The sequence below is a fragment of the Allobosea sp. Root381 genome (assembly GCF_001429395.1).
GTDB lineage: Bacteria > Pseudomonadota > Alphaproteobacteria > Rhizobiales > Beijerinckiaceae > Allobosea.
The window spans coordinates 95,873-117,958 of the sequence record NZ_LMJT01000043.1 but is presented as its reverse complement, the minus strand read 5'-3'; the positions used below and the strand labels follow the sequence as shown (position 1 = coordinate 117,958).

Annotated in this window: 18 protein-coding genes; 10 read left to right on the top strand and 8 right to left on the bottom strand. The window is 68.3% G+C overall.

Annotated features, from left to right (window positions below; all coding sequences use genetic code 11):
* Positions 1-142: 142 nt before the first annotated feature.
* The gene (locus ASE63_RS27830; RefSeq protein WP_056808079.1) at positions 143-403 is read right to left on the bottom strand and encodes a hypothetical protein; all 261 of its coding nucleotides are present in this window, start codon (positions 401-403) and stop codon (positions 143-145) included.
* Positions 404-561: 158 nt separating this feature from the next.
* Here ASE63_RS27830 and ASE63_RS24820 point away from each other — a divergent pair, with 158 nt between their 5' ends.
* Positions 562-1,245, top strand: a complete 684-nt coding sequence (locus ASE63_RS24820; RefSeq protein WP_056808077.1) for a Crp/Fnr family transcriptional regulator — start codon at positions 562-564, stop codon at positions 1,243-1,245.
* A 12-nt stretch (positions 1,246-1,257) separates the two neighbouring features.
* On the opposite strand, the gene ASE63_RS24815 is transcribed toward ASE63_RS24820, so the two are convergent.
* From ASE63_RS24815 to ASE63_RS24805, 3 genes are all read right to left on the bottom strand, one after another.
* On the bottom strand, positions 1,258-3,033 hold the full coding sequence (locus ASE63_RS24815; RefSeq protein ID WP_056808075.1) for an adenylate/guanylate cyclase domain-containing protein: 1,776 nt from the start codon (positions 3,031-3,033) through the stop codon (positions 1,258-1,260).
* A 1-nt stretch (position 3,034) separates the two neighbouring features.
* Positions 3,035-4,000, bottom strand: a complete 966-nt coding sequence (locus tag ASE63_RS24810; protein ID WP_056808166.1) for an ABC transporter substrate-binding protein — start codon at positions 3,998-4,000, stop codon at positions 3,035-3,037.
* 428 nt (positions 4,001-4,428) lie between these two features.
* Positions 4,429-5,892, bottom strand: a complete 1,464-nt coding sequence (locus ASE63_RS24805; protein ID WP_082610279.1) for a calcium-binding protein — start codon at positions 5,890-5,892, stop codon at positions 4,429-4,431.
* A 668-nt stretch (positions 5,893-6,560) separates the two neighbouring features.
* Between ASE63_RS24805 and ASE63_RS24800 the strand changes: the two genes are divergently transcribed.
* From ASE63_RS24800 to minE, 9 genes are all read left to right on the top strand, one after another.
* Complete coding sequence (locus ASE63_RS24800) at positions 6,561-8,366, top strand: type I secretion system permease/ATPase (protein WP_082610278.1); 1,806 nt, start codon at positions 6,561-6,563, stop codon at positions 8,364-8,366.
* On the top strand, positions 8,366-9,766 hold the full coding sequence (locus ASE63_RS24795) for an HlyD family type I secretion periplasmic adaptor subunit (protein ID WP_056808072.1): 1,401 nt from the start codon (positions 8,366-8,368) through the stop codon (positions 9,764-9,766). The genes ASE63_RS24800 and ASE63_RS24795 overlap by 1 nt, the downstream gene beginning before the upstream one ends.
* Before the next feature lie 64 nt (positions 9,767-9,830).
* The gene (locus ASE63_RS24790) at positions 9,831-10,973 is read left to right on the top strand and encodes a helix-turn-helix transcriptional regulator (RefSeq protein ID WP_056808070.1); all 1,143 of its coding nucleotides are present in this window, start codon (positions 9,831-9,833) and stop codon (positions 10,971-10,973) included.
* A 2-nt stretch (positions 10,974-10,975) separates the two neighbouring features.
* The gene (locus ASE63_RS24785; RefSeq protein ID WP_056808068.1) at positions 10,976-11,977 is read left to right on the top strand and encodes a M23 family metallopeptidase; all 1,002 of its coding nucleotides are present in this window, start codon (positions 10,976-10,978) and stop codon (positions 11,975-11,977) included.
* A gap of 144 nt (positions 11,978-12,121) precedes the next feature.
* Positions 12,122-13,531 (top strand): cytochrome ubiquinol oxidase subunit I, encoded by a 1,410-nt coding sequence (locus ASE63_RS24780; protein ID WP_082610287.1) that lies wholly within the window; start codon positions 12,122-12,124, stop codon positions 13,529-13,531.
* Positions 13,521-14,525 (top strand): cytochrome d ubiquinol oxidase subunit II, encoded by a 1,005-nt coding sequence (gene cydB, locus ASE63_RS24775; RefSeq protein WP_056808058.1) that lies wholly within the window; start codon positions 13,521-13,523, stop codon positions 14,523-14,525. Before ASE63_RS24780 ends, cydB begins: the two co-directional genes overlap by 11 nt.
* Before the next feature lie 414 nt (positions 14,526-14,939).
* Positions 14,940-15,701, top strand: a complete 762-nt coding sequence (gene minC / locus ASE63_RS24770) for a septum site-determining protein MinC (RefSeq protein WP_056808056.1) — start codon at positions 14,940-14,942, stop codon at positions 15,699-15,701.
* 34 nt (positions 15,702-15,735) lie between these two features.
* Entirely contained in the window at positions 15,736-16,551 is an 816-nt protein-coding gene (gene minD, locus ASE63_RS24765) for a septum site-determining protein MinD (RefSeq protein ID WP_056808054.1), read from the top strand.
* Entirely contained in the window at positions 16,548-16,811 is a 264-nt protein-coding gene (gene minE, locus ASE63_RS24760) for a cell division topological specificity factor MinE (RefSeq protein WP_056808052.1), read from the top strand. The genes minD and minE overlap by 4 nt, the downstream gene beginning before the upstream one ends.
* Positions 16,812-16,857: 46 nt before the next feature.
* Here the strand turns inward: minE and ASE63_RS24755 are convergent, their stop codons facing one another.
* The 4 genes from ASE63_RS24755 to ggt are packed head-to-tail and all read right to left on the bottom strand — an operon-like array spanning position 16,858 to position 22,068.
* Positions 16,858-17,790 (bottom strand): ABC transporter permease, encoded by a 933-nt coding sequence (locus ASE63_RS24755; protein ID WP_082610276.1) that lies wholly within the window; start codon positions 17,788-17,790, stop codon positions 16,858-16,860.
* Position 17,791: 1 nt separating this feature from the next.
* Positions 17,792-18,760: an ABC transporter permease gene (locus ASE63_RS24750; RefSeq protein ID WP_056808050.1), complete on the bottom strand. Its 969-nt coding sequence runs from the start codon at positions 18,758-18,760 to the stop codon at positions 17,792-17,794.
* Between the two features lie 49 nt (positions 18,761-18,809).
* On the bottom strand, positions 18,810-20,402 hold the full coding sequence (locus tag ASE63_RS24745) for an ABC transporter substrate-binding protein (protein ID WP_056808049.1): 1,593 nt from the start codon (positions 20,400-20,402) through the stop codon (positions 18,810-18,812).
* Between the two features lie 58 nt (positions 20,403-20,460).
* Positions 20,461-22,068, bottom strand: a complete 1,608-nt coding sequence (ggt, locus tag ASE63_RS24740; RefSeq protein WP_056808046.1) for a gamma-glutamyltransferase — start codon at positions 22,066-22,068, stop codon at positions 20,461-20,463.
* Positions 22,069-22,086 lie beyond the last annotated feature (18 nt).

Here is a 22,086-nt window from a genome sequence, read left to right as displayed (position 1 = left end):
GCGGTCCACCCATATGCTGGTCCATCCGGCATATGGGGAAGCGCGCGGAAACGCAGCTGTCCGCGTTTCCGGAGGAATGGGCGGCCTGCCGGCTGCGGCCCTTTGCGGCGCGCCTTATCGGGACAAGCCGCGCCGGCGGTCGTTATTTCGGGCCGCTGAACAGCATCTCGATGCGCGGCATTCCGATGTCGTTCAGCGTGTTGTCGTCGAGCGGCTCCGGCTGAAGGCGCGCCCGCCGGCTGTCCGCGCTGCCGATGAAGCGGCGGCGCAGCCGTCCGGCCGCGCGCGAAAGCCTGGCCAGAAAAGGGCATTCGCCTCGCCGCGGGGACGCTGCGTCGTCGCGAAGGGGTTCCTGGGCTGCTAGGGTCAGGGGCGTCAGATATCGATCCGTGGCATGGTGCATGGTCAGGCTCCACTCTCCGATCGGCGCTCGCCGGGACCGTGGAAGCCGGCCGCGGCTGCTGATCGCGATGGATTTCTGTGCCGATCCGGCCGCATGTTCTGTGCGCTGTCTCACTTAACGTCAGGTGGTTCAAAAAGCTCGAACCTCGAGGTCGCGGAATGAACGATGACCCCCGCCGCATTGCGAGCCTGTTGTCGGCGAACCCGTTCTTCGCCGGCCTGGCCCAGGATACGCTCGACAGGATCGCCGGCATCTGCCGGCCGCAGCATCTCGCGGCGCGGGCGGTCCTCTTCCTGAAGGGTGACGCGAGCGACGGGCTTTATGCCATCCGGCGAGGCCTGATCCGCATCGGCACGACCGACGATCTCGGGCAGCAGATGACGATGAACCTGCTCGGCGCCGGTGACGTCTTCGGCGAGATCGCGCTGCTCGACGGCCGCTCCCGGACCGCCGATGCGGTGGCGCTGGAAAGCACCGAGATGCTCTTCCTGCCGCGGCGCGACTTCCTCGGCCTGCTCGAGGGCGAGCCCGCGATCGCGCTGCATCTCATCGAGCTTCTCTGCGCCCGGCTGCGCGACGTGATCGAGCGCATGCAGGAGACGACCTTCCTCCCTGCCGAGACGCGGCTCGCCCGGCGCATTCTTGCGCTCGCCATCGACTATGGCAGCGAGGTCCATGCCTCGCAGGAGGAGCTGGCATCGCTCACCGGCGTGACGCGCGAGACGGTGAACCGCCAACTCCAGAGCTGGAAGCGCAGCGGCATTCTCTCGCTCGGGCGCGGACGGCTGGTGATCCACGACATCGAGCATGTCCGCCGCCTCGCGCGGATCGGCGCTGTCTGAGTGCACCGCGATCTACGTCCCGGCCGCGCTGCCGGCGGCGAAGACGGTGATGGGGCGGTCGAAACCTTTCAGGTCCCGCGACTCCAGCTGGATCAGGGGGCGGCGGGCCCCGACCGCTTCGGCGAGGGCCCGGTTGACGAGGATTTCGCCGTCGCCTGCGCTCGAGCACAGCCGGGCCGCGAGATTCACGACATTGCCGATCGCGGTGTAGTCGAGCCGTCCCTCCGATCCGATCCGCCCTACCGTCGCCAGCCCCATCGCAAGGCCGACGCCGAAGCCGAGCCGGTGGTCGAGGGCATGCCGGTCGGCGAGCAGCTTCTGGACGGCTCTCTGCATTGCACCCGCCATCTCCATGGCGACCAGTGCAGGATCGGGAAGCGGCACCGGCGCGTTGACCAGCACCATCGCGCCGTCGCCGGAGAAGTTGGTCAGCGTTGCGCCATGGGCGCTCACCACGCGTTCCAGCGCGCCGTAATACTCGTCCAGCAGATCGATCACCGTGTCGGGCTCGGTGCGGCCCGAGAAGGCGGTGAAGCCGCGCAGGTCGCAGAACACCACCACGACCTCGACGCGCCGGCCGTCGAGCACATGGTCGTCGCCGGTACGCTCGACCAGTTCGGCCACCTGTGGCGCGAGAAAGCGCCTCAGGCGCCCGATGCGTTCCGAACGCTCCTGCGAAACCGCGAGCTCACCGGCCATTTCGTTGAAGCGGGCCGCGAGCCGCCCGAATTCGTCGCCCGTGGCGAGCTCGATGCGGTGGTCGAACTGCCCGGCGCCGATCCGGGCGACCCCGTCCTCCAGAAGCCGGATCGGCCCGAGCATGCGCTGGGTGAGCCAGTAGGCCAGCCCTGCTGCCAGAACCGCCCCGGCGATGAGCAGGCCGAGCGTGCGCCACAAGGCGACATAGATCGGCCCGAAGGCTTCTGCTGCGGGCTGCTTGACCAGCACGCTCCAGCCGACCCCGGAGATCGGCGCCATCGCCGCCAGCACCTCGTCGCCCGACAGGTCGCGCCCGGTGATCGCCTCCCCGGGCCGGGCGAGGATGGACGCCCGCAGTTCCCGCAGTGGCAGCGTCGCGGTGTCGTCCGCCCGCAGCACCAGGCTGATATCGGGATGGGCGATCAGGCGGCCCGGCCGGTCGAGCACGAAGGCCTCGCCGGTCCGCCCCACCCGGATCGCCGCGATCACGTCCCAGATGAATTTGAGGTTGACCTCCGCGACGGCGACGCCGACGGCCGGGCGATTGCCGGCGACTGCGATGGTCATGAAGGGTTCCGAGCCCAGCTGGAAGGTCACTGGGCCGAACCACACGCGCTCCTGGCGCGCGCCCGCCACAGCGGGATTTTCGGACATATCCTCGCCGCCCTCGATCCGGTTCAGGCCGATGCGGGAGACGAACAGGCGTTCCTTGCCGGCGGCATCGACGAGGGTGAGGCTGAGCACGGCCGGGACCTGGCGCATCAGCAGCAGGGCGTCGAGCCTGCGCCTGTCGTCGGGTCTCGACCCCCATGGCAGCTGCACCATCCAGCCGAGCTGGTCGCGGATTCCCTCCATGAAATCCCCGATCTTCGCGGCCGCCACCCGCGCTTCCGCATCGAGGACATCGTTCAGGCTGGCGCGCTGGTCGCGATAGCCGAACCAGGCCTCGCTCACGCCTGCGATCAGAAGCGGCACGACGGCCGCGGCGAACAAGGCGATGAAGTACTTCCTGAACAGCGACAGCTGCCGGCCGCCGGGAGGGCGCGGGACATCGGCTCGGCTCGTGCTGCGGCTCAGCGGCCAGGTCATGTCATTCGATCACGAGGTCGGCGCTGCTCAGAAGCGAGGGCGGAACGGTGAGGCCGAGCGTCCTGGCGGCCTTGAGGTTGATGCACATCTCGACCTTGGTCACACGCTGGACCGGCAGGTTGGCAGGCTTCTCGCCCCTGATGATGCGGCCGGCATAGATGCCGGTATGGCGGTGCGACTGCTCGAAATCGCCGCCATAGCTCATCAGGCCGCCGGCGAGCGGGAAGTCGCGGGACTGGGTGATCGCCGGCACGCCGCGCATGACCGCGAGCGCCGCCAGCTGCGGGCTGCGATAGGCGAAGTACGGGTCGGATGTGAAGACGAGGCCGCCCGCCTGCATCTCGGCGGCGGCCGCGAACATGGCGTCGAACTCGGGCTCCGCGCTGGCCCTCAGGATATGCAGCTGAAGGCCGAGGCTGTCGGCCGCCGCCTGGACGTTCCGCAGTTGCGAACCTGCGGTCGGACTTGCCGGGTTGAGCGCGACCGCAAACAGCTTTGTGCCCGCGCGCAGCTCGCCCATGAACTCCAGCCGCTTGCGCGAGACTTCGACGCTGAGGCTCGACACGCCGGTGAGATTGCCGGCCGGGCGGGACAGGCTGTCGACCAGCCCGAGCGCGACGGGATCGCCACCCAGCTCGAACACGATCGGAATGCTGGATGTCGCCGTCTTGGCCGCGAGCGCAACTTCCGCACCGCCAGGCGCGACGATCACGGCGACGGCGCGCGCAGCCAGTTCCTGCGCGAGGGCCGGCAGCCGCGAGTATTGGCCTTCCGCCCAGCGATACTCGACCGTGACATTGCGCCCCTCGGCATATCCGGCTTCCGCCAGCCCGCTGCGAAAGGCGGCAAGGCGGCTGGCGTAGCGGTCGGGCGTTTCCGAGCCGAGATAGCCGATCAGCGGCAGCGGGGCGCGTTGCGCGCGGGCCGGGACCGCCCAGGCCGCCGCTGCGCCTGCGAGCGCGAGCATCTCGCGCCGCGTCGTCGTGGCGGCAGCATCGGACAGGGCGCAGCGCACGGAACGCAAGGCCGTCTCTCCTTCCAACCAACGATGCCGCCAGCTTGAAGCGCCCGATATTACCGCACTCGCTCGCCCGCATACAGTCGTTGCGTCAGGGCGCGCGGCAGCCCGCGGCACCTCCGGCCGACAGGAGCCTGGCGTCTTGGCGGCGCGCACGACCATGGGGGCGTGAAGCGCCTGGCACGCGAAGGAAAGCGAAGGACACAGGCCTCTCGGTGCAGGTTTTCGGTGGTTGGAAGAAACAGACTGGGCGCCCGCCGGAAAGCAGGCGCCCAAGGGTGGAAGTCAAGGCACGATCGCTGTCGCCCCCCGGCACATGCCGTTGTTATTGGGTTGGCGGCGCGGCGCGCCGCCAACCAACCTTGCGTAATGCCTCGTCACACCAAGGTGATCGCCTCGTATCCCAGCGCGTCGTTGATGTCCTCGATCGATTCGAAGGTGCCGCCGCCGGTGACGCCATCGATCTGGATCGTGCCGAAGCCGAAATCCAGAACCACGCTGGCGCCGGAATCGTCGACGGTGACGGTGGTGGTGGCGGGGTCGAGCACGTCGACCTCGATCACGTCCTCGTCGCCCTCGCTCAGATCGGTGACCTCGTCGTCGCCGAACGGGGTGTCGGCGCCGTCACCGAAATGGAAGGTGTCGGTGCCGCCGCCGCCGGTCAGGGTATCGTCGCCGGCCTCGCCATAGAGATCGTCGCTGCCGTTGCCGCCGTCGAGTTCGTCGGCGCCTTCGCCGCCACGGAGCTCGTCGCCGCCGGCATCGCCGCTCACCGTGTCATCGCCTGCTCCGCCGAGCGCGATGTCGGCTCCATCCCCGCCTTCGATCGTGTCGGCGCCGTCGCCACCGTCGAGCTCGTCGGCCCCCGCGCCGCCGGCCATCGTGTCGTCGCCTTCGTCGCCGGTCACGATGTCAGCACCGTCGCCGCCTGCGAGCGTATCGGCGCCTTCACCGCCACCGACCGTGTCGTCGCCGGCGCCTCCATCCAGATCATCGTCACCGGCATCGCCGGTCAGGGTGTCGATGCCATCGCCTCCGGCGAGGATATCGTTGCCATCGCCGCCGGTCAGCGCGTCGTCGCCAGCGCCGCCATCGAGGTCGTCGTCACCGTCGCCACCGTCGAGCGTGTCGTTGCCTTCTCCACCAGCGAGGGTGTCGATGCCGTCACCGCCGGTCAGCGCATCGTCGCCGGCGCCGCCATCGAGTTCGTCGTCACCGTCCCCGCCGCTGAGCGTATCGATGCCTGCGCCGCCGTCGAGCGTGTCGTCGCCACCGCCGCCGCCGATGGTGTCGTCGCCGTCGCCGCCGGTCAGCGTATCGTTGCCGATGCCACCTGCCAGCGTGTCGTTGCCGGCGTCGCCGTTCAAGGTGTCGTTGCCAGCGCCGCCGGTCAGGTCGTCGTCGCCTTCGCCACCATCGAGCGTATCGTCACCCGCGCCGCCGGTCATCGTGTCGATGCCGGCCCCGCCGGTCATCGTGTCGATCCCGGCGCCTCCGGACATCGTGTCGTCGCCCTCGCCGCCGTCGAGCGTGTCGTCGCCCGCGCCGCCATTGACGGTGTCGTTGCCGGCGTCGCCGGCCAGGATGTCGTTGCCGGCATTTCCGCTGACGATGTCGTCGTCGTCACCGCCGCTGACCGTGTCATCGCCGGCATTGCCGTTCAATGTGTCGACGCCTGCGCCTCCCAGAATGGCGTCGTTGCCCGCCCCGCCATTGACTAAGTCCGTACCAGCGCCGGCGTCGATGCTGTCGTCGCCCGGAAGGCCGAAGATCTGGTCGTCGCCGCTCGTATCAGGCGGAGGAATGACGTCGGGTCCTGGCGTGCCAATGATGAGTGCCATAGCGTTTACTCCCTCTTTTACACATGGGCCTCCCGGCAGGCGCGTCGCTGCGACTGCGCGATCATGCGCATCGGCATCGCTCGTGGGCGATCGGACGGTCTGCGAAGGTGCCGGACGCTAAGGAGATGCCGGAGGGGCGCGCAATCCCCAACTGGAGACAAAACATGCGCCTCGCTTCGGCGTTATTCTGATGCGCTACGGCAAGATCTGCGGTTTTGTCGTTGTTAACGCCGGTCAATACTTCCGTGTTGCAACATGCCGTTGGGGTGCCGGAAAAATGCGCGACGCGCGCCGGGCATTTCTGTCACCAAATGGGGATTATGAAGAAGGATAACCTTGCCTAGCTTCGCTCCGTTGCCGCAGGGGCGGGACGGGCGAGGCACGGCACTCGGCGTCTTCCGCGGCTGTGGCAACCAACAAGAGGGGGACGTCGGAGGAACGAAGCAAGCCTGAAGTCCGAGGAGGCGACGACATGTGCATAGTGCTGTTCGAGGGTGCTGCCGGCCAGACCGACCCGGCTTCGATCTCCGGCTCGTCCGCCAAGGCGGACATGCCCCTGCAGGCTGTCAAACGACCCGACCAGCCTTGAGCCACCAGCCCGGCGGCGTGAGCGCGTCGCCAGCCGCCGGCCACGTCGAAACCGCTTTCGTTGCATTCCCCGAGGACACATGGCCTACGCGTCCGCGAGCCGTACGGCGTCCGAGTTCGACCCGAGGAGGGCTGCCGAGACGGCCAGTCCGGGCGGGCGGGCGCTTTTGGCGGCGATTCCGGGAAGCGGGGCCTTCGTTTGGGTCGTCGTCTTCAGCATCGTCGTCAACCTGCTGCTGCTGGTCCTGCCGTTCTACTCGATCCAGGTCTTCGACCGGGTTATCACCAGCGGCAGCGCCGAGACGCTCATCGCCCTGACCGTCCTCGCCGTGGCGGCGATCGGGTTCAGCGCCTGCTTCGAGGTGCTGCGCAACCGGTTGCTCGGCTGCTTCGCCGTCGGTCTCGAGCAGTTCCTCGCGCCCCTCGTGCTCAAGGCCTCGATCATCGATCCCGCACGGCGGGGCGAGGGCGGCACCCACGACATGGTCCGCGTGCGCGAGCTCAGGAACATGCTGGCGAGCTCGACCGCGTGCACGCTCATCGACGCGCCGTTCCTGCCGCTCTTCATCCTCGTGCTCTACCTGATCCATCCCTGGTACGGGACGATAGCCCTCGTCGGAGCCCTGCTCCTGCTGCTGTTGGCCGTCGCCAGCGGACGGGTCGCGCGGGCCGAGCGGGCACAGGCGACGGGCGCCGCCGCCCGGGCCCAGCGCACGCTCGACGGTATCGTCCGGCACGGCAATTTGGTCCGGGCGATGGGCTGGACGCATGGCGCGATCCGCGAATTCGTGCAGCTCAACAACCGGGCCCTGGCGCCAGTGGTACGGGCCAATGACCGCGTCGCGCTGATCGCCTCCGTCGCGCGGCTGATCAGGATCGTGCTCCAGATCGCGGCGGTGGGCACCGGTGCCTGGCTCGTCCTGCATGACGAGGTCCTGGTCGGTAGCATGATGGCGAGCTCGATCATCATCAGCCGTACGCTCGCCCCGGTCGAGCATCTGGTGGCGAGTCTGCGCGTGCTGAGTTCGGCGCGCGATGCCTGGGCCCAGGTCCGTGTCGCGGCTGCCGCGGCCGCGCTCGACCAGCGCAAGACTCTGCTGCCCCCGCCGCTCGGGGCGCTCGAGGTCAGCGGTGTCATCTATCGCAACCAGAATGCCAGGCGCCCGGCCCTTGCGGGCGTTTCCTTCCGCTGCCCGCCGGCCAGCGTGGTCGTCGTGATCGGGCCGACGGGCGCCGGCAAATCGACGCTGCTGCGGCTGATCGCGGCGCTCGACAGGCCGTCGGGAGGGACGATCCGCCTCGACGGCGCCTCGCTCGACAACTGGGACCCCGACCAGCTCGGGCGCTATGTCGGTTACCTGCCCCAGGATGTCGAGCTGCTCGGCGGCACGGTCGCCGAAGCGATCGCCGGTTTCGACGAGGGCGCGACCGACGCGGATGTGGTGGCGGCCGCCCGGCAGGCGAACGCGCATGAGATGATCCTCGGCCTGCCCGGCGGCTACGAGACCGAGATCGGCCAGGACGGCTGCAGGCTCTCCGGCGGCCAGCGGCAGCGCATCGGCCTGGCGCGGGCGCTCTTCGGCAAGCGCAAGCTGATCCTCCTCGACGAGCCCAACTCGAACCTCGATCCGGACGGCGAGGAAGCGCTTTGCGCGGCGATCAGGCAGGCCAAGAAACGCGGCACGACGCTGGTCATCGTTACGCACCGCCCGCGCATCTTCACGGTCGCGGATCTGGTCCTGTTCCTGCGGGACGGCGTCGCGGTCGCCTTCGGCGCGCCGGACGAGGTGCTGCCGCAGACCATGGCCGGTGCCACGCCGATGCGGACCCGGTCGTCGGCCGGGCCCGCCAAGGCCAAGCGCAACAGCATCGACAGGAGGCCGTGATGACCGGGGCCGACCTCACGACCCGGCAGCCGGAGCCACCCGATGTGGCGGGTTCCGCGCTCGCCCAGCCGCTCCGCACGGCGCTCGCGCGCTGGGATGCGGCCGAGGAGCCGCTCCGGACCGATCCCGGGGTGTTCGTATACTGGGGCTGCATTTGCCTGGCGCTGCTGATCGGTGTCTTCGGCGCCTGGGCCGCGACCGTGCCGCTGGCCAGTGCCGTGATCGCGCCCGGCGTCGTGAAGGTGCTGTCGCAGCGGCGCGCCGTGCAGCATCTGGAAGGCGGGATCGTCAAGGCGATCCTGGTTCGCGAGGGCGAGAGGGTCGAGCGCGGCCAGCTTCTCGCGCGGCTCGACACGACGCAGAGCGAAGCGGCGCTGGGCGTGCTCGAGACCAACCTGTTCGCCACGCTCGCCTCGGAGGCCCGCCTGCAGGCGGAGCAAGCGGGGGCGACCGCCATTTCGTTCCCCGAGGAACTGGAGGTCCAGAGTGCCCGGCCGGAGGCGCAGACCGCGATGGAAAGCCAGCTCGCCGAGTTCACCGCCCGCGCGGCCGCCCTGCAGGGACAGCGCAATCGCGTCGATCAGCAGGTTCAGCAGCTCGCCGACACGGTCCGCGGGACCGAGAGCAGCAATGCCGGGCTGACACGCCAGCTCGCCTTCCTCCGGGAGGAGATCAAGGATTCCGAGTTCCTGCTGAAGAAGGGCCTCGCCCGCAAGCCGAAGATCCTCGCTCTCAAGCGGGCCGAAGCCGAGGCCGAGGCGCAATTCGCCACGAACGAGGCTTCCATCGCCCAGGCGCGGGGCAAGCTCGCCGAGCTGGAGGAACAGCGCCGGCAGCTGCTCTATGACCGCCTCCAGGAGATCGCCAAGCAGCGCCACGGCAGCCGCGAGCAGATCGCCGATCTCAGGCACCGCATCGCGGCCGCGCGGGACACGCTGCTGCGCAGCGAGATCAGGGCGCCGGAGAGCGGTGTCGTCGTCGGGCTCGATACCCGCAGCCTCAACGCCGTGCTCCCGCCGCGCGAGACGTTGCTCGGTATCGTCCCGGTGCAGGATCGCCTCGTCGTCGAGGGGGAAGTCAAGCCGATCGACCGCAGCGAGGTTCGGATCGGCCAGCACGCACGCGTTCGCGTCCTCGCCTTCAACTCCCGGCGCACGCCGATGCTCGCCGGCTCCGTCACCATGGTCACGCCCGATGCGCTGGTCGAGGCGAGGACGGGCAGATCCTTCTACAAGGCCGAGGTCGACCTCCGTCAGGCGCCGGAACTCAGCCATTTTTTCGTCTCGCTTCAGCCCGGAATGCCGGTCGAGATATTCATCGAGACCGGCGAGCGGACCTTTGCGGAATATCTGCTCCAGCCGCTGGCGATACGCCTTCATCGTGCTTTCAGGGAGAGTTGAGCGGGCCTGCTCGGCGTTTTGATCACGGCTGCTGGCGCTCGATGCCAGAGGGGAGGGACCGACGATGCGGGACGACGCCATGATGCCGGCGAACGGGGATGAGCCGGCAGCGCCCGCCTTGAAGGGGCTCGAGTCCTTCGGCCGGGCGATCCTCGGTCTGCTGGAATGCAGCCGCTGCTTCGTCTTCGCGCTCTCGCAGGCGAGCGGTTTCGCGGTGCAGGCCGTCCGGGTCGGCTTCGACAGCAGCGTGCAGCCCTCGGCGGACGTGATCACGCGGCTGGCACAGCGGGCGGAATGGCAGACGGCCAGCCTGTTCGCCCTCGATCCCGCCGACACACTCGCTACGGAGTTGCTCGGCAGGGAGCGCGACGAGCCCGAACATGCGCTTGTCGGGCGCCTGCCCGCGGGCGACGGGGGCGATATCGTCTTCCTGGCAGGCTGGCGGGCGGAACCGTTCTCCGCGACGGAGAAGGACTGCGTCTCGCGCGCGGCGGGCATCATCTGGGCGACGATGCAGAGCTTCACGCCGACGCCCTCGGACGATCTGAGCCCGGACCGGCTCGTCGAGGAACTCGCCTTTCCCGCTTTCTCGGTCGACCACAAATGGCGGGTCGTCGAGATGAACGAGGCAGGCCGGCAGCTCCTGCTGGCGAAGACCCCGGTGCATCTCGACCATGGCACGCTCGCCGGCTCGAACACCCTCGTGAACAACACGATGCAGCAGGCCCTGCGCGACACGATCGCGTCCCGTGTCGAGCGGGCCTGGGCGAACACGATCATTCCCCTCTCGACCGACCATCGCGCCTTCGCCTTCGCCTGGATCGGGGCCGCGCCGGCCGAGCGGCACCAGATGGACCGGCTGCTCGTCATCATCCCGCAGATCGATCCGGCGGCCGGCGCGAAGCGGATCGCGACGGCTTTCGGCCTGCCCTGGGCCGAGGAGAGGATCGTGCTATTGCTGTTGCGCGGCGAGCCGCCGGTACGCATCGGCCGCCATCTTGACCTGACCGAGGCGACCGTGCGGACCTACATCAAGCGGATCATGCTCAAGCTCGGCATCAATCGACAGATCGAGTTCTTCCTGCTCTACATCCTGACGCTTTCGCCCTTCGTCGAAATCTGCCGCGACCAGGCGCTGGCGGAGGAGCTCGAAAGCCGCGCCTCGTCCTTCATCCGATTGGACCGGCTGCGGCAGGAGGGTGCCTGAGCATGGCCTTTCGCGACCGGCTTCGCGCCGCATCCCTCGCCTTGCTTCTCGCGGGCGCAACGGGCGCATCGGCCGACGAGCCGCCCCGTCTCGAACTGCCCATCGCCTGTGAGATCGGTCAGAGCTGCTTCGTCCAGAACTATGTCGATGCCGATCCGGGCCCCGCGTCGCGGGACCATCAATGCGGCAGCCTGTCCTATGACGACCATAACGGCACGGATTTTCGTCTGCCGACCATGGCCGCGCAGCGGGCAGGCGTCGATGTGCTGGCGGCGGCTCCCGGCCGAGTGCTGCGGCGCCGCGACGGCGTGGCGGATGTTTCCGTGAACGAGATCGGCCGCGCGGCCGTGAAGGGCTCGGAATGCGGCAATGCGGTCGTGATCGAGCATGCCGATGGCTGGGAAACGCAGTACTGCCACATGGCGCGCGGCAGCCTGCGCGTCGACGTTGGAGACCGCGTCGAGGCGCGCCAGCCGATCGGCCGGGTCGGCCTCTCCGGCCTCACCGAATATCCGCATCTGCATTTCATCCTCCGCCATCGCGGCAGGATCGTCGATCCCTTCGCCCATGAGGCGCCGCCGAATGCCTGCGGGGCCGGCCACATGCTGTGGCAGCCGGCGCTGCAGGCCGGGCTCGCCTACCAGCCGCGCGCGGTCCTGAATACCGGCTTTGCCACCGCCCCCGTGACGATGGCGACGCTGGAGGCCGGCGATGCCGGGCAGCAGCAGCCGACCGGCGATTCGCCGGCGCTGCTCGCCTATGTCCGCGGCATCGGCCTCAGGGCCGGCGATATCCAGTCGCTCGCCCTGACAGCGCCGTCCGGCAAGGTCCTGACCGATCATCGCGCCAAGCCTCTGGAGCGGAATCAGGCCCAGAACCTTGTCTTCGCGGGGGTGAAACGGCCTGCTGCCGGGTGGGAACGCGGCGTCTACCAGGCCCGGTATCAGGTGCTCAGCGAGGGCAAGGTCGTCCTGGAGCGCCGCTTCGACATCGATCTACGCTGACGTCGTCGCGCCATGACGCGCCTGCGTCGCCGTGGCGGCCGGGCACCGGTTCCCTTGTGCCGGTCGTTGATCCACAATCGCTCATTCGGCCGCCGTGGGCCCCCGGGCCCGCATGCGTTGCCGATCCCGATGGGGGAGCCGGCCATGTTGGGAATGAGCGCAGAGCTTCTCGCTCGCATACAGTTCGCCTTTACTGTCTCGTTCCATTTCCTGTTCCCGGCCTTCTCCATCGGCCTCGCCAGCTTCCTGGCCGTGCTCAATGCCCTGTGGCTGACCACCCGGAACCAGACCTATCTGCGCCTCTTCGAGTATTGGAAGGTCATCTTCGCGGTCACCTTCGGCATGGGCGTCGTGTCCGGCATCGTGATGAGCTACCAGTTCGGCACGAACTGGGCGCGCTTCTCCGACAAGGCGGGGCCCGTGATCGGCCCTCTCATGGGCTACGAGGTCTTGACCGCCTTCTTCCTCGAGGCCGGCTTCCTGGGCATCGCCCTGTTCGGGCGAAAGCGCGTCGGCGATGGCCTCCACATGTTCGCCGTCGCGATGGTGGCTCTGGGCACGTTGATCTCGGCGACCTGGATCCTTGCCGCCAACAGCTGGATGCACACCCCTGCCGGTTTCGCGATCGCCGAGAACGGCCAGTTCGTCCCGACCGACTGGTGGCAGATCATCTTCAATCCGTCCTTCCCCTACCGGCTGGTCCACACGGTGTTGGCCGCCTTCCTGACCACGGCCTTCGCCGTCGGCGCGGTTGGCGGCTTCCATCTGCTGCGCGACGGCACGAACCCGTCCGCCCGGACGATGTTCTCCATGGCGATGTGGATGGCAGCCCTGGTGACGCCGCTGCAGGTCGTCGCCGGCGACCTGCACGGGCTCAACACGCTGCAGCACCAGCCGGCCAAGATCGCAGCGATGGAAGGCCATTACGAGACGCAGCGTGGCGCTCCGCTGATCCTGTTCGGCATTCCCGACGACGAGGCGGAGAAGACCCGCTACGCGCTCGAGATCCCGAAGCTCGGCTCGCTGATCCTCAAGCACGAGCTGGACGGCGAGATCCTCGGCCTCAAGGCCTTTCCCAAGGACCGGCGCCCGCCGGCCATGATCCCCTTCGTCGGCTTCCGCATCATGGTCGGGCTCGGCATGTTGATGCTGGCGGTCGGATTGTGGTCGCTCTGGGCGCGGTACCGCGGCACGCTTTTCAGCAGCCGGGCGCTGCACCGCGCCGCGGTCGCGATGGGCCCCTCGGGCTTCGTCGCCGTGCTGGCAGGGTGGTTCGTGACGGAGGTCGGCCGGCAGCCCTTCACCGTCTACGGGGTGCTCCGTACCTCCGACAGCCTTTCCAACATCGATGCCGCGGCGGTGGGGACATCGCTGGTCGCCTTCATCATCGTCTACTTCCTCGTCTTCGGCGCCGGCACCTTCTACATCCTGCGGCTAATGTGGATGTCGCCGGGCGGGGACGGGGACCGGGGCGGGCTGGACGAAGGGCCCGTCCGCGCCGCGGGCATCACGCCGGCCTTCCAGCTCGGCTCGGAGGCTCGCCATGGCCATTGAGCTGAGCTTCATCTGGGCCGGGCTGATCGCCTTCGCCGTCCTCGCCTATGTCATCCTCGACGGCTTCGATCTCGGCGTCGGCATCCTGTTCCCGCTCTTTCCGGAGGCGCGGGACCGCAATGTGATGACGAACTCGATCGCGCCGGTCTGGGACGGCAACGAGACCTGGCTGGTGCTCGGCGGCGGTGGCCTGATGGCCGTGTTCCCGCTCGCCTATGCCACCGTGCTCCCGGCCCTTTACATGCCGATCATCCTGATGCTGCTCGGCCTGATCTTCCGGGGCGTCGCCTTCGAGTATCGTTTCCGCACGGTTCGCTGGCGCCCGCTCTGGGATTGGGGCTTCGCCCTCGGCTCGGCGGTGGCCGCAGCCATGCAGGGCATTGCGCTCGGCGCCCTGGTCCAGGGCATCCGCATCGCGGACCGGCAATATGCCGGCGGCTGGTGGGACTGGCTCACGCCCTTCAGCCTGACCACCGGCGCGGCGGTGGTGATCGGCTATGCGCTTCTCGGCGCGACCTGGCTGAACCTCAAGACCACCGGCGCCCTGCAGGAGAAGGCGCGCCGCATCGCGCTGGCCAGCGGCATCGGCACGCTCGCCCTGATCGGCATCGTCAGCCTGTGGACGCCCTTTCTCGATCCCCTATATTTCGAGCGCTGGTTCGCCTGGCCGACGGCGTTCTTCTCGGCCTTCGTGCCGTTGCTGCTGGCGCTCTGCGCCGCCGGCCTCTGGCACGGGCTGACGCATGACAAACACCTGCAGCCGTTCCTCTGCGCGCTCGGGCTCTTCGTGCTGAGCTTCGCGGGCCTCGGCATCAGCTTCTATCCCTATATCGTGCCGGGCGCCCTCACCATCCGGGAGGCGGCGGCGCCCGACACCTCGCTGTTCTTCCTGCTGGTGGGGGCCGTCGTGCTGATCCCGCTGATTCTCTGCTACACCGGCTACGCCTATTGGGTTTTCCGCGGCAAGGTCGATCCCGAAGAGGGCTATCATTGAGAGGCGCGGCCGCCACGCGCCTGCTCTGGTTCGTTGCGCTCTGGCTCGCCGGAGTGCTGTTGGTCGGTGCCGTCGCCTGGCTGATCCGGCTGGTCCTGGTTTAAAGCTTTCCGATTTTGCGTTGGGCCAGGCCGCCATCCTGGCGACCGGAGGTCGTCCCGGGGAGAGCGCGACGGACGCGTTTCTAACTGACTTCAGCAGGCTTTAGTTTCGGCTGTCGCGACGGGAATGAAACCGTTGTCATCCCCGGATATTCGCCTCGCGAGTGATGGTCGCGCCGCTCCAAGAAAACACAGCACGCTCAGGGCTTGCATTGGCCCTCATGCCGTCTCGCCGCGCTGTGCAGAGGCGGCGGCGATTTACCGACTGTTAACCATTTCGTCGCTAGATCGGGGCAACCGAAAATTTACCAAGATGACCGACGTGTTAACAAAACCCCGGCCCATCCGCCTCAAGGGGCGGAGCTTCCTTGCGCTCGCGCTGACCCCGGAGCTGCCCTTCGCGGATTGGCTGATGAGTCTCGACGATCTCGCCTCCCGCTCGACCGGCTTCTTCATGCGGCGGCCGGTCGTGCTCGATATCGCGGGCCTCGAGGTTGATCGCGCGCAGCTGCGCGAGCTCGTCGACCAGCTCGCCGCCCGGCATGTGCGGATCATGGGCATCGAAGGCGCACGGCCCTCGATGCTCGATGCGAGCCTGCCGCCCGCCATGGCCGATGGCCGCCCGACGGCGGATATCGAGCCGCCGGCGGCCGAACAGGCCGCAACGTCGGAAAAGGCCGAGGCGCCGGAACAGCCCGCGATCGCCGAGAGCGCCGCGCCCGCCATTCCGCAGCTGCCCAAGGCGGTGCCTTCGCTGGTGGTGACCCAGCCGGTGCGCTCGGGCCAGTCGATCATCTTCACCGAAGGCGACGTCACCGTCGTTGGGTCGGTGGCCTCGGGCGCCGAGATCGTCGCCGGCGGCTCGATCCATGTCTACGGCACGCTGCGCGGGCGGGCCCTGGCGGGCACGATGGGCAACGCCACGGCGCGCATCTTCTGCCGCAAGCTCGAAGCCGAGCTCGTCGCCATCGACGGCTACTACAAGACGGCGGAGGACCTGGAGGCCGAGCTGCGCGGCAAGGCCGTCCAGTTCTGGCTGGAAGGCGACACATTCAAGGTTGGGTCACTCGCCTGAGACGACGGCGCGTCCACACAAGCAGGAGAGGTCAATGGGCAAGGTCATCGTGGTCACATCAGGCAAGGGCGGCGTCGGCAAGACGACGTCCTCCGCCGCACTGGGCGCCGCCCTGGCGCAGAACGGCGAGAAGGTCGTGGTCGTCGATTTCGACGTCGGCCTGCGCAATCTCGATCTCGTCATGGGCGCGGAGAGGCGCGTCGTCTACGACCTGGTCAACGTGATCCAGGGCGAGGCCAAGCTGACGCAGGCGCTGATCCGCGACAAGCGGCTGGAATCGCTCTACCTGCTGCCGGCCTCGCAGACCCGCGACAAGGACAACCTCACGTCGGACGGCGTCGAGAAGGTCATCGCGGCGCTGAAGAAGTCCTTCGACTGGGTCATCTGCGACAGCCCGGCCGGCATCGAGCGCGGCGCCACGCTCGCCATGCGCCATGCCGACGTCGCCATCGTCGTGACCAATCCGGAAGTCTCCTCGGTACGCGATTCCGACCGCATCATCGGCCTGCTCGATTCCAAGACGGTCAAGGCCGAGAACGGCGAGCGCATGGAGAAACACCTGCTGCTCACCCGCTACGATCCCGTCCGGGCCGAGCGCGGCGACATGCTCAAGGTCGACGACGTGCTCGAGATCCTCTCGATCCCGCTGCTCGGCATCATCCCCGAGAGCATGGACGTGCTGCGCGCCTCCAATCTCGGCTCGCCGGTCACCCTGGCGGATGGCCGCAGTGCCCCGGCCGTGGCCTATTTCGATGCGGTGCGCCGGCTCAGGGGCGAGACCCTGCCGGTCGCCGTTCCCGGGGAGAAGCGCGGCTTCTTCGGCAAGTTCTTCGGAAGGAAAGCGGCATGAACCTGCGTCGTTTTTTTTCCCGCTCCCAGTCGGCGCCCGCCGCCCGCGAGCGGCTTCAGGTCCTGCTGGCGCATGAGCGTGCCTCGGCCGGCGGCTCGGACCTCGTGACCAAGCTGCGCGACGAGATCCTGCGCGTCATCTCCAAGCACATGCAGATCGACGACGACAAGGTCACGGTCAGGATGGAGCGTGGTCCCCAGGTCTCGACGCTCGCCGTTGACGTGGAGATTCCGTTCGACGCTGGCAAGAAGGCGGCCTGAGGGCCGCCTTGAACGATGGGCCGGGCGCGCTCCGCGGCCGGCCGCCTCAGTCCGCGTTGCGCGGGTTCAGCACGTCGCGCAGGCGATCGCCGATCAGGTTGATCGCAACCACGGTCACGAGCAGCGCGATGCCGGGGTAGAAGCTGATCCAGAACTTGCCCGACAGCATGAACTGATAGCCGTTGGCGATCAGCAGCCCGAGGCTCGGCTCGGTCACCGGCACGCCGAGGCCGAGGAAGGACAGCGTGGCCTCGAGCGCGATCGCGCGCGCGACCTGCACCGTCGCGATCACCATCAGCGGCGGCAGGCAGTTCGGCAGCAGATGGCGGAACAGCACGCGCAGGCCGGACGAGCCGTAGGATAGTGCCGCCTCGACATATTCCTTGCGGCGCTGCACCAGCGCGCTGGCCCGGGCGGTGCGCGCATAGACCGCCCACTCCACGATCACCAGCGCGAGAATGACGTTCCCGACGCCCTTGCCGAGAAAGGCCAGGATCATCAGCGCGACGAGGATGGTCGGGAAGGACAGCTGCAGGTCGACGATGCGCATGATCGCATTGTCGGTACGGCCTCCGGAATAGGCCGCGACCAGCCCCAGCGTCGTGCCGATGGCCGCCGCCGCGATCGCCGAGACGAACCCGACGAGCAGCGAGATGCGCAGCCCGTAGAGGATGGCGGAGAGCATATCCCGTCCCTGCTCGTCGGTGCCGAGCCAGTAGGTCATGCCGGTCGCCGCGGTCGAGCCGGGCGGAAGCTGGCCGTCCATGATGTCGAGCTGCATCAGGTCGTAGGGATTCTGCGGTGCGATCCAGGGCGCCGCGATCGCCAGCGCGACGATGGCGGCCAGCGCGATCAGCCCCAGCATGGCGAGGCGCGAGCCGGCGAAGGCGCGCAGCGCACGCTGCAGCGGTGTACGGTGGAGCGCCCCGGCGCTGCTCTGGGTTGGCGCGGCAGGGGGCATCGGTTGCGTGCTCGCCATCTCAGTTCTCCAGCCGCACGCGCGGATCGAGGACCGTGTAGAGCAGGTCGACGATCAGGTTGATAAGGACGAAGAGCACGACGATGACCATCAGATAGGCCACGATCATCGGCCGATCGAGCAGGTGGATGCTGTCGATGATCAGCTTGCCCATGCCGGGCCAGGAGAAGATCGTCTCGGTCACGACCGAGAAGGCGATCACCGAGCCGAATTCGAGGCCGACGATCGTCACCACCGGGATCAGCGTGTTCTTCAGGACATGGTGGCGGATCACCGCGCCTTCGGCGAGACCCTTGGCGCGCGCGGTCCGGATGTAGTCCTGCGGCACGACCTCGCGGGTCTCCGCCCGCACCAGCCGCATCACCAGGGAGATCTTGAACAGCGCCAGATTGAGCGCGGGCAGGGCGAGATGGCGCAGCCCGTCCGCCGTCAGCAAGGACCACTGCATCCCGAACAGCTCTGCCGTCTGGCCGCGGCCGCCGGCCGGCAGCCAGCCGAGCTGGACCGAGAAGACCATGATCATGACGAGGCCGACCCAGAAGGTCGGCAGCGAGAAGCCGAGGATCGAGCCTGCCATCAGCGCCTTCGCGCCTCTGGAATTTGGCCTGACGCCGGCATAGAGGCCGAGCGGGACGCCGATCAGCACGGCCAGCAGCATGGCGGCGATCGCGAGTTCCAGCGTCGCCGGCATGCGCTGGAGGATGACCGTCAGGGCGGGTTCGTTGAAGACGAAACTCCGGCCGAGGTCGCCACGCAGGGCGCCGCCGAGAAAAGAGAAATACTGCTCCCAGAGCGGCCGGTCGAGCCCGAAGGCCGCGATCACGCGCAGCCGCTCGTCCTCGCCGGCGTCGGGCGGCAGGAGCACCGCGACGGGGTCGCCGATCACGTTCACGCCGATGAAGACGATCACGGTCATGGCAAGCACGACCGCCACGGCCTGGATCAAACGCCTGGCAAGCCAGCTGATCATGACATGGTTCCTTCGCGGCGGGCCAGGGCCCGCCGCGTGCTGCTGGTCTTCACTTCGCGGGACGGGCGTCCACAGCGAGCGTGCGCTCGTCGCGCCGCGGCTCGATGGTGATGCCCTTGCGCGTCACCCAGGCATTGTCGAGGGTGTAGAGCGGGATGATCGGCAGCGTCTTCGCGAAAATCTCGATCGCCGAGACGAAGAGCTTCTCGCGCTTGTCGTCATCGATCGTCGCGAGCGCCTCGACGATCTGCTTGTCGAGCTCCGGATTGCTGTAGCGCCCGTAGTTGAACACGCCGAGCCCGCGCGCGGCATCGTTGGTGGCGGCGACGTTGGAGAGCAGGTACCCCGCCTCGCCGGTCGGGCTGCCCCAGCCCCAGAGGCCGATGCCGAATTCCTGCTTGCCGCCGCGCCCGGTATAGGCGCTCCAGGGCAGGGTCTCCACCGCGGTCTTGACGCCGGCGCGGGTCCACATCTGGGCGATCGCCTGCGCGGTGGCCGCATCGTTGGGGTAGCGGTCGCTCGGCGAGAACAGCGTCACCTTGAAGCCGTCCGGGAAGCCGGCCTCGGCGAGGAGCGCCTTGGCCTTGTTCGTGTCGAAGGCCGGAACGGCGACGCTCGTCGCGTAGGAATAGGTGCCGGGCGGCAGCCACTGGCCCGTCGCCCGTGCCGTCTTGTGCATGATCCGGTCGGCGAGGCCCTCGCGGTTGATGGCGATCGAGAGCGCCTGCCGGACCTTGACGTCGAGAAGCGGATTCTTGGCCAGCGGCTTGCCGTCATTGGCGGTGATGGTGGCGGGCACCGGCTCCTGCGAATGCAAAGCGAGATAGATCACGCGCAGGCCTTCGGTCGAGGCGACCCGGACCCGGTCGTCGGCCCGCAGCTTGGCGAGATCTCCGGCGGGCGGCGTGTCGATCACGTCGACATCGCCCGCCAGGATCGAGGCGACGCGCGCGCCGGGATTGGTGATCATGCGCAGCGTGACCTTGTCCCAGGGCTGCTTCGCCCCCCACCAGGCATCGTTGCGCGTAAGCTCGACGCGGTCGCCCGGCGTATAGCTGACGAACTTGTAGGGGCCGGTGCCGATCGCGGCCTTACCGGAATTGTAGTCCTCGGTCGCCGCCGTCTCGCCGACATGGCGCGAGATGATCGGCACGAAGGCGAGCTCCCGCGGCAGGTTCGGAGCCGGAACGCCGGTGTCGATGCGCAGGGTCAACGGGTCGACGACCTCGACCTTCTTTACCGCGCGCAGGAAGCCGCCGAAGCCGCCGGGGCTGTTCGGCACGTTGCGGGCGCGCTCATAGGTGAAGGCGACGTCGTCGGCCGTGAAGGGCTTGCCGTCGTGCCAGGTCACGCCCGGGCGCAGCTTGAACTCCCAGACCGTGTCCGACAGCGTCTTCCAGCTCAGGGCGAGGCCGGGCTTCAGGCTGACATCCGGGGCGCGGTCGACGAGGCGGTCGAAGATGTGCATCGACACCGAATGGTTCGGCGTCGCGTTGTAGAAATGCGGGTCGATCGAGGTGAAGGCGCCGCCGATGCCGATCCGCAACGGCTCGGCCCGCGCGGAAGTCAGGCTGGCGGCTGTCAGGCTGGCGCCGGTCAGCACGAGGCCTGCGACGAGCAGGCTCTTGAAGGCTTGTTTCATGGTCTCTCCCCGGGTTTTCGGTTGATTTGGCGATCCGTCTGTTCGGCGATTCCTGGGTTCAGCCGCGCAGCCACATGCCGTCGCGCTGCGGATCGGCGCCTGCGGACAGGGTTCCGCCATCGTTCAGGACGGCGTGCAGCGCCGCGAAGGCGAAGCCCTGATAGGAGCGCGCGACCCGGTAGCCCTCGCTCTCCAGAGCGGCGGCGACATAGCGGGGCACGCGGTTCGACACGTCGATGGTGTTGCTGGTCACGCTGATGCGCGGTGCGGCCACGGCATCGAAGATCGGCATGCCGAAGTCGATGACGTTGCTGATTCCCTGCGCCATCGCGGGCAGGATGGCCGTGCCGCCCGGCGCGCCGATCACGATGAAGGGCTGCTCGTCGCGGAAGACGATGCTCGGCATCTGCGAGCTCGTCCGGCCCTTGTTCGGCGCGAGCGATCCGGGCCGGCCCGGCCGCGGATCGAAGGCGCTCATCAGGCCGTTATACATGAAGCCGAGCCCGTCGGTGATGACGCCGCTGGGAATGTTCAGCGTATGCGTGAGGGTGACGGCGTTGCCCTCGCCGTCGACGACGCAGACCTGGGTGGTGTCGTTCGGCTCCGGCTTGAGCTTCATCCGCTCGATCGAGGCCTTTTCACCACGCCCGATGCTGTCGGCGAGGCTGGCGGCGTAGTCCTTCGACAGCAGCCGGTCGACCGGCACCTCGACGAATTCCGGATCGCCGATATGGGTATCCTTGTCCGAGGTGACGCGTTTCAGCGCCTCGGTGAGGAGGCGCAGATGCTCCGGCCCGTTATGCTCCATCTCCCCGAGCGGGAAGCTTTCCAGCACATGCAGGAGCTGGATCAGCGAGACGCCGCCTCCGGGCGGGCGCACGCTGGCGATCCGGTGGCCGCGATAGCTGCCCCAGACGGGAGCGGAGCGGCGCAGCTCGTAATCGGCGAGGTCCTCATAGGCGAGCAGGCCGCCATGGGCCTGCATGTCGGCGGCGATCTGCTGCGCGATCTCGCCGCGATAGAAGATGTCCGGCCCGGAAGCCGCGATGCGCTCGAGCGTGCGCGCGAGGTCCGGATTGGCGACGATGTCGCCCGGCCGCTTGAGGCTGCCGTCGCCGCGGCAATAGACCTGCCGCCCGGTGGCGCTGAAGCGCAGCAGAGTCTCGATCGGTACGCGGCCGAGCGCCGACTGATCGAGCGTCATGTAATAGTGCATGTAGGGGCGGATCATGAACCCGTCCCTGGCATGGCCGATGGCCGGGGCCATGATGTCGGCCAGCTCCATCGTGCCGTAATCGGCGAGCGCGGTGGTGTAGCCCTTGAGGTTGCCGGGCGATCCGACCGCCTGGTGACCGATCTCGTTGACCTGCCCCTCGACGACGAAGGAGAAGCCGTCCGGCGCCTCGCCGATGATCTTGTCCGCCCACATCTCGTCCCGGACGGCGCGGGGACTGCGGGCGTAGAATTCCAGCACCTCGTGCACGCCGCGGCGCGGCATATAGACCTGCATCGAGCCGTAGCCGGCGATGCCGGTCATCTGCGGATCGACCACACCCTGCACGAAGGCGCAGGCGATGGCCGCATCGACGGCGTTGCCGCCGCGCCGCAGCACGAGCGCGCCGGCCTCCACGGCCTCGGGCTGGGCCGCGACGATCATCCCATTCATGTCGGCTCTCCCCGGCAT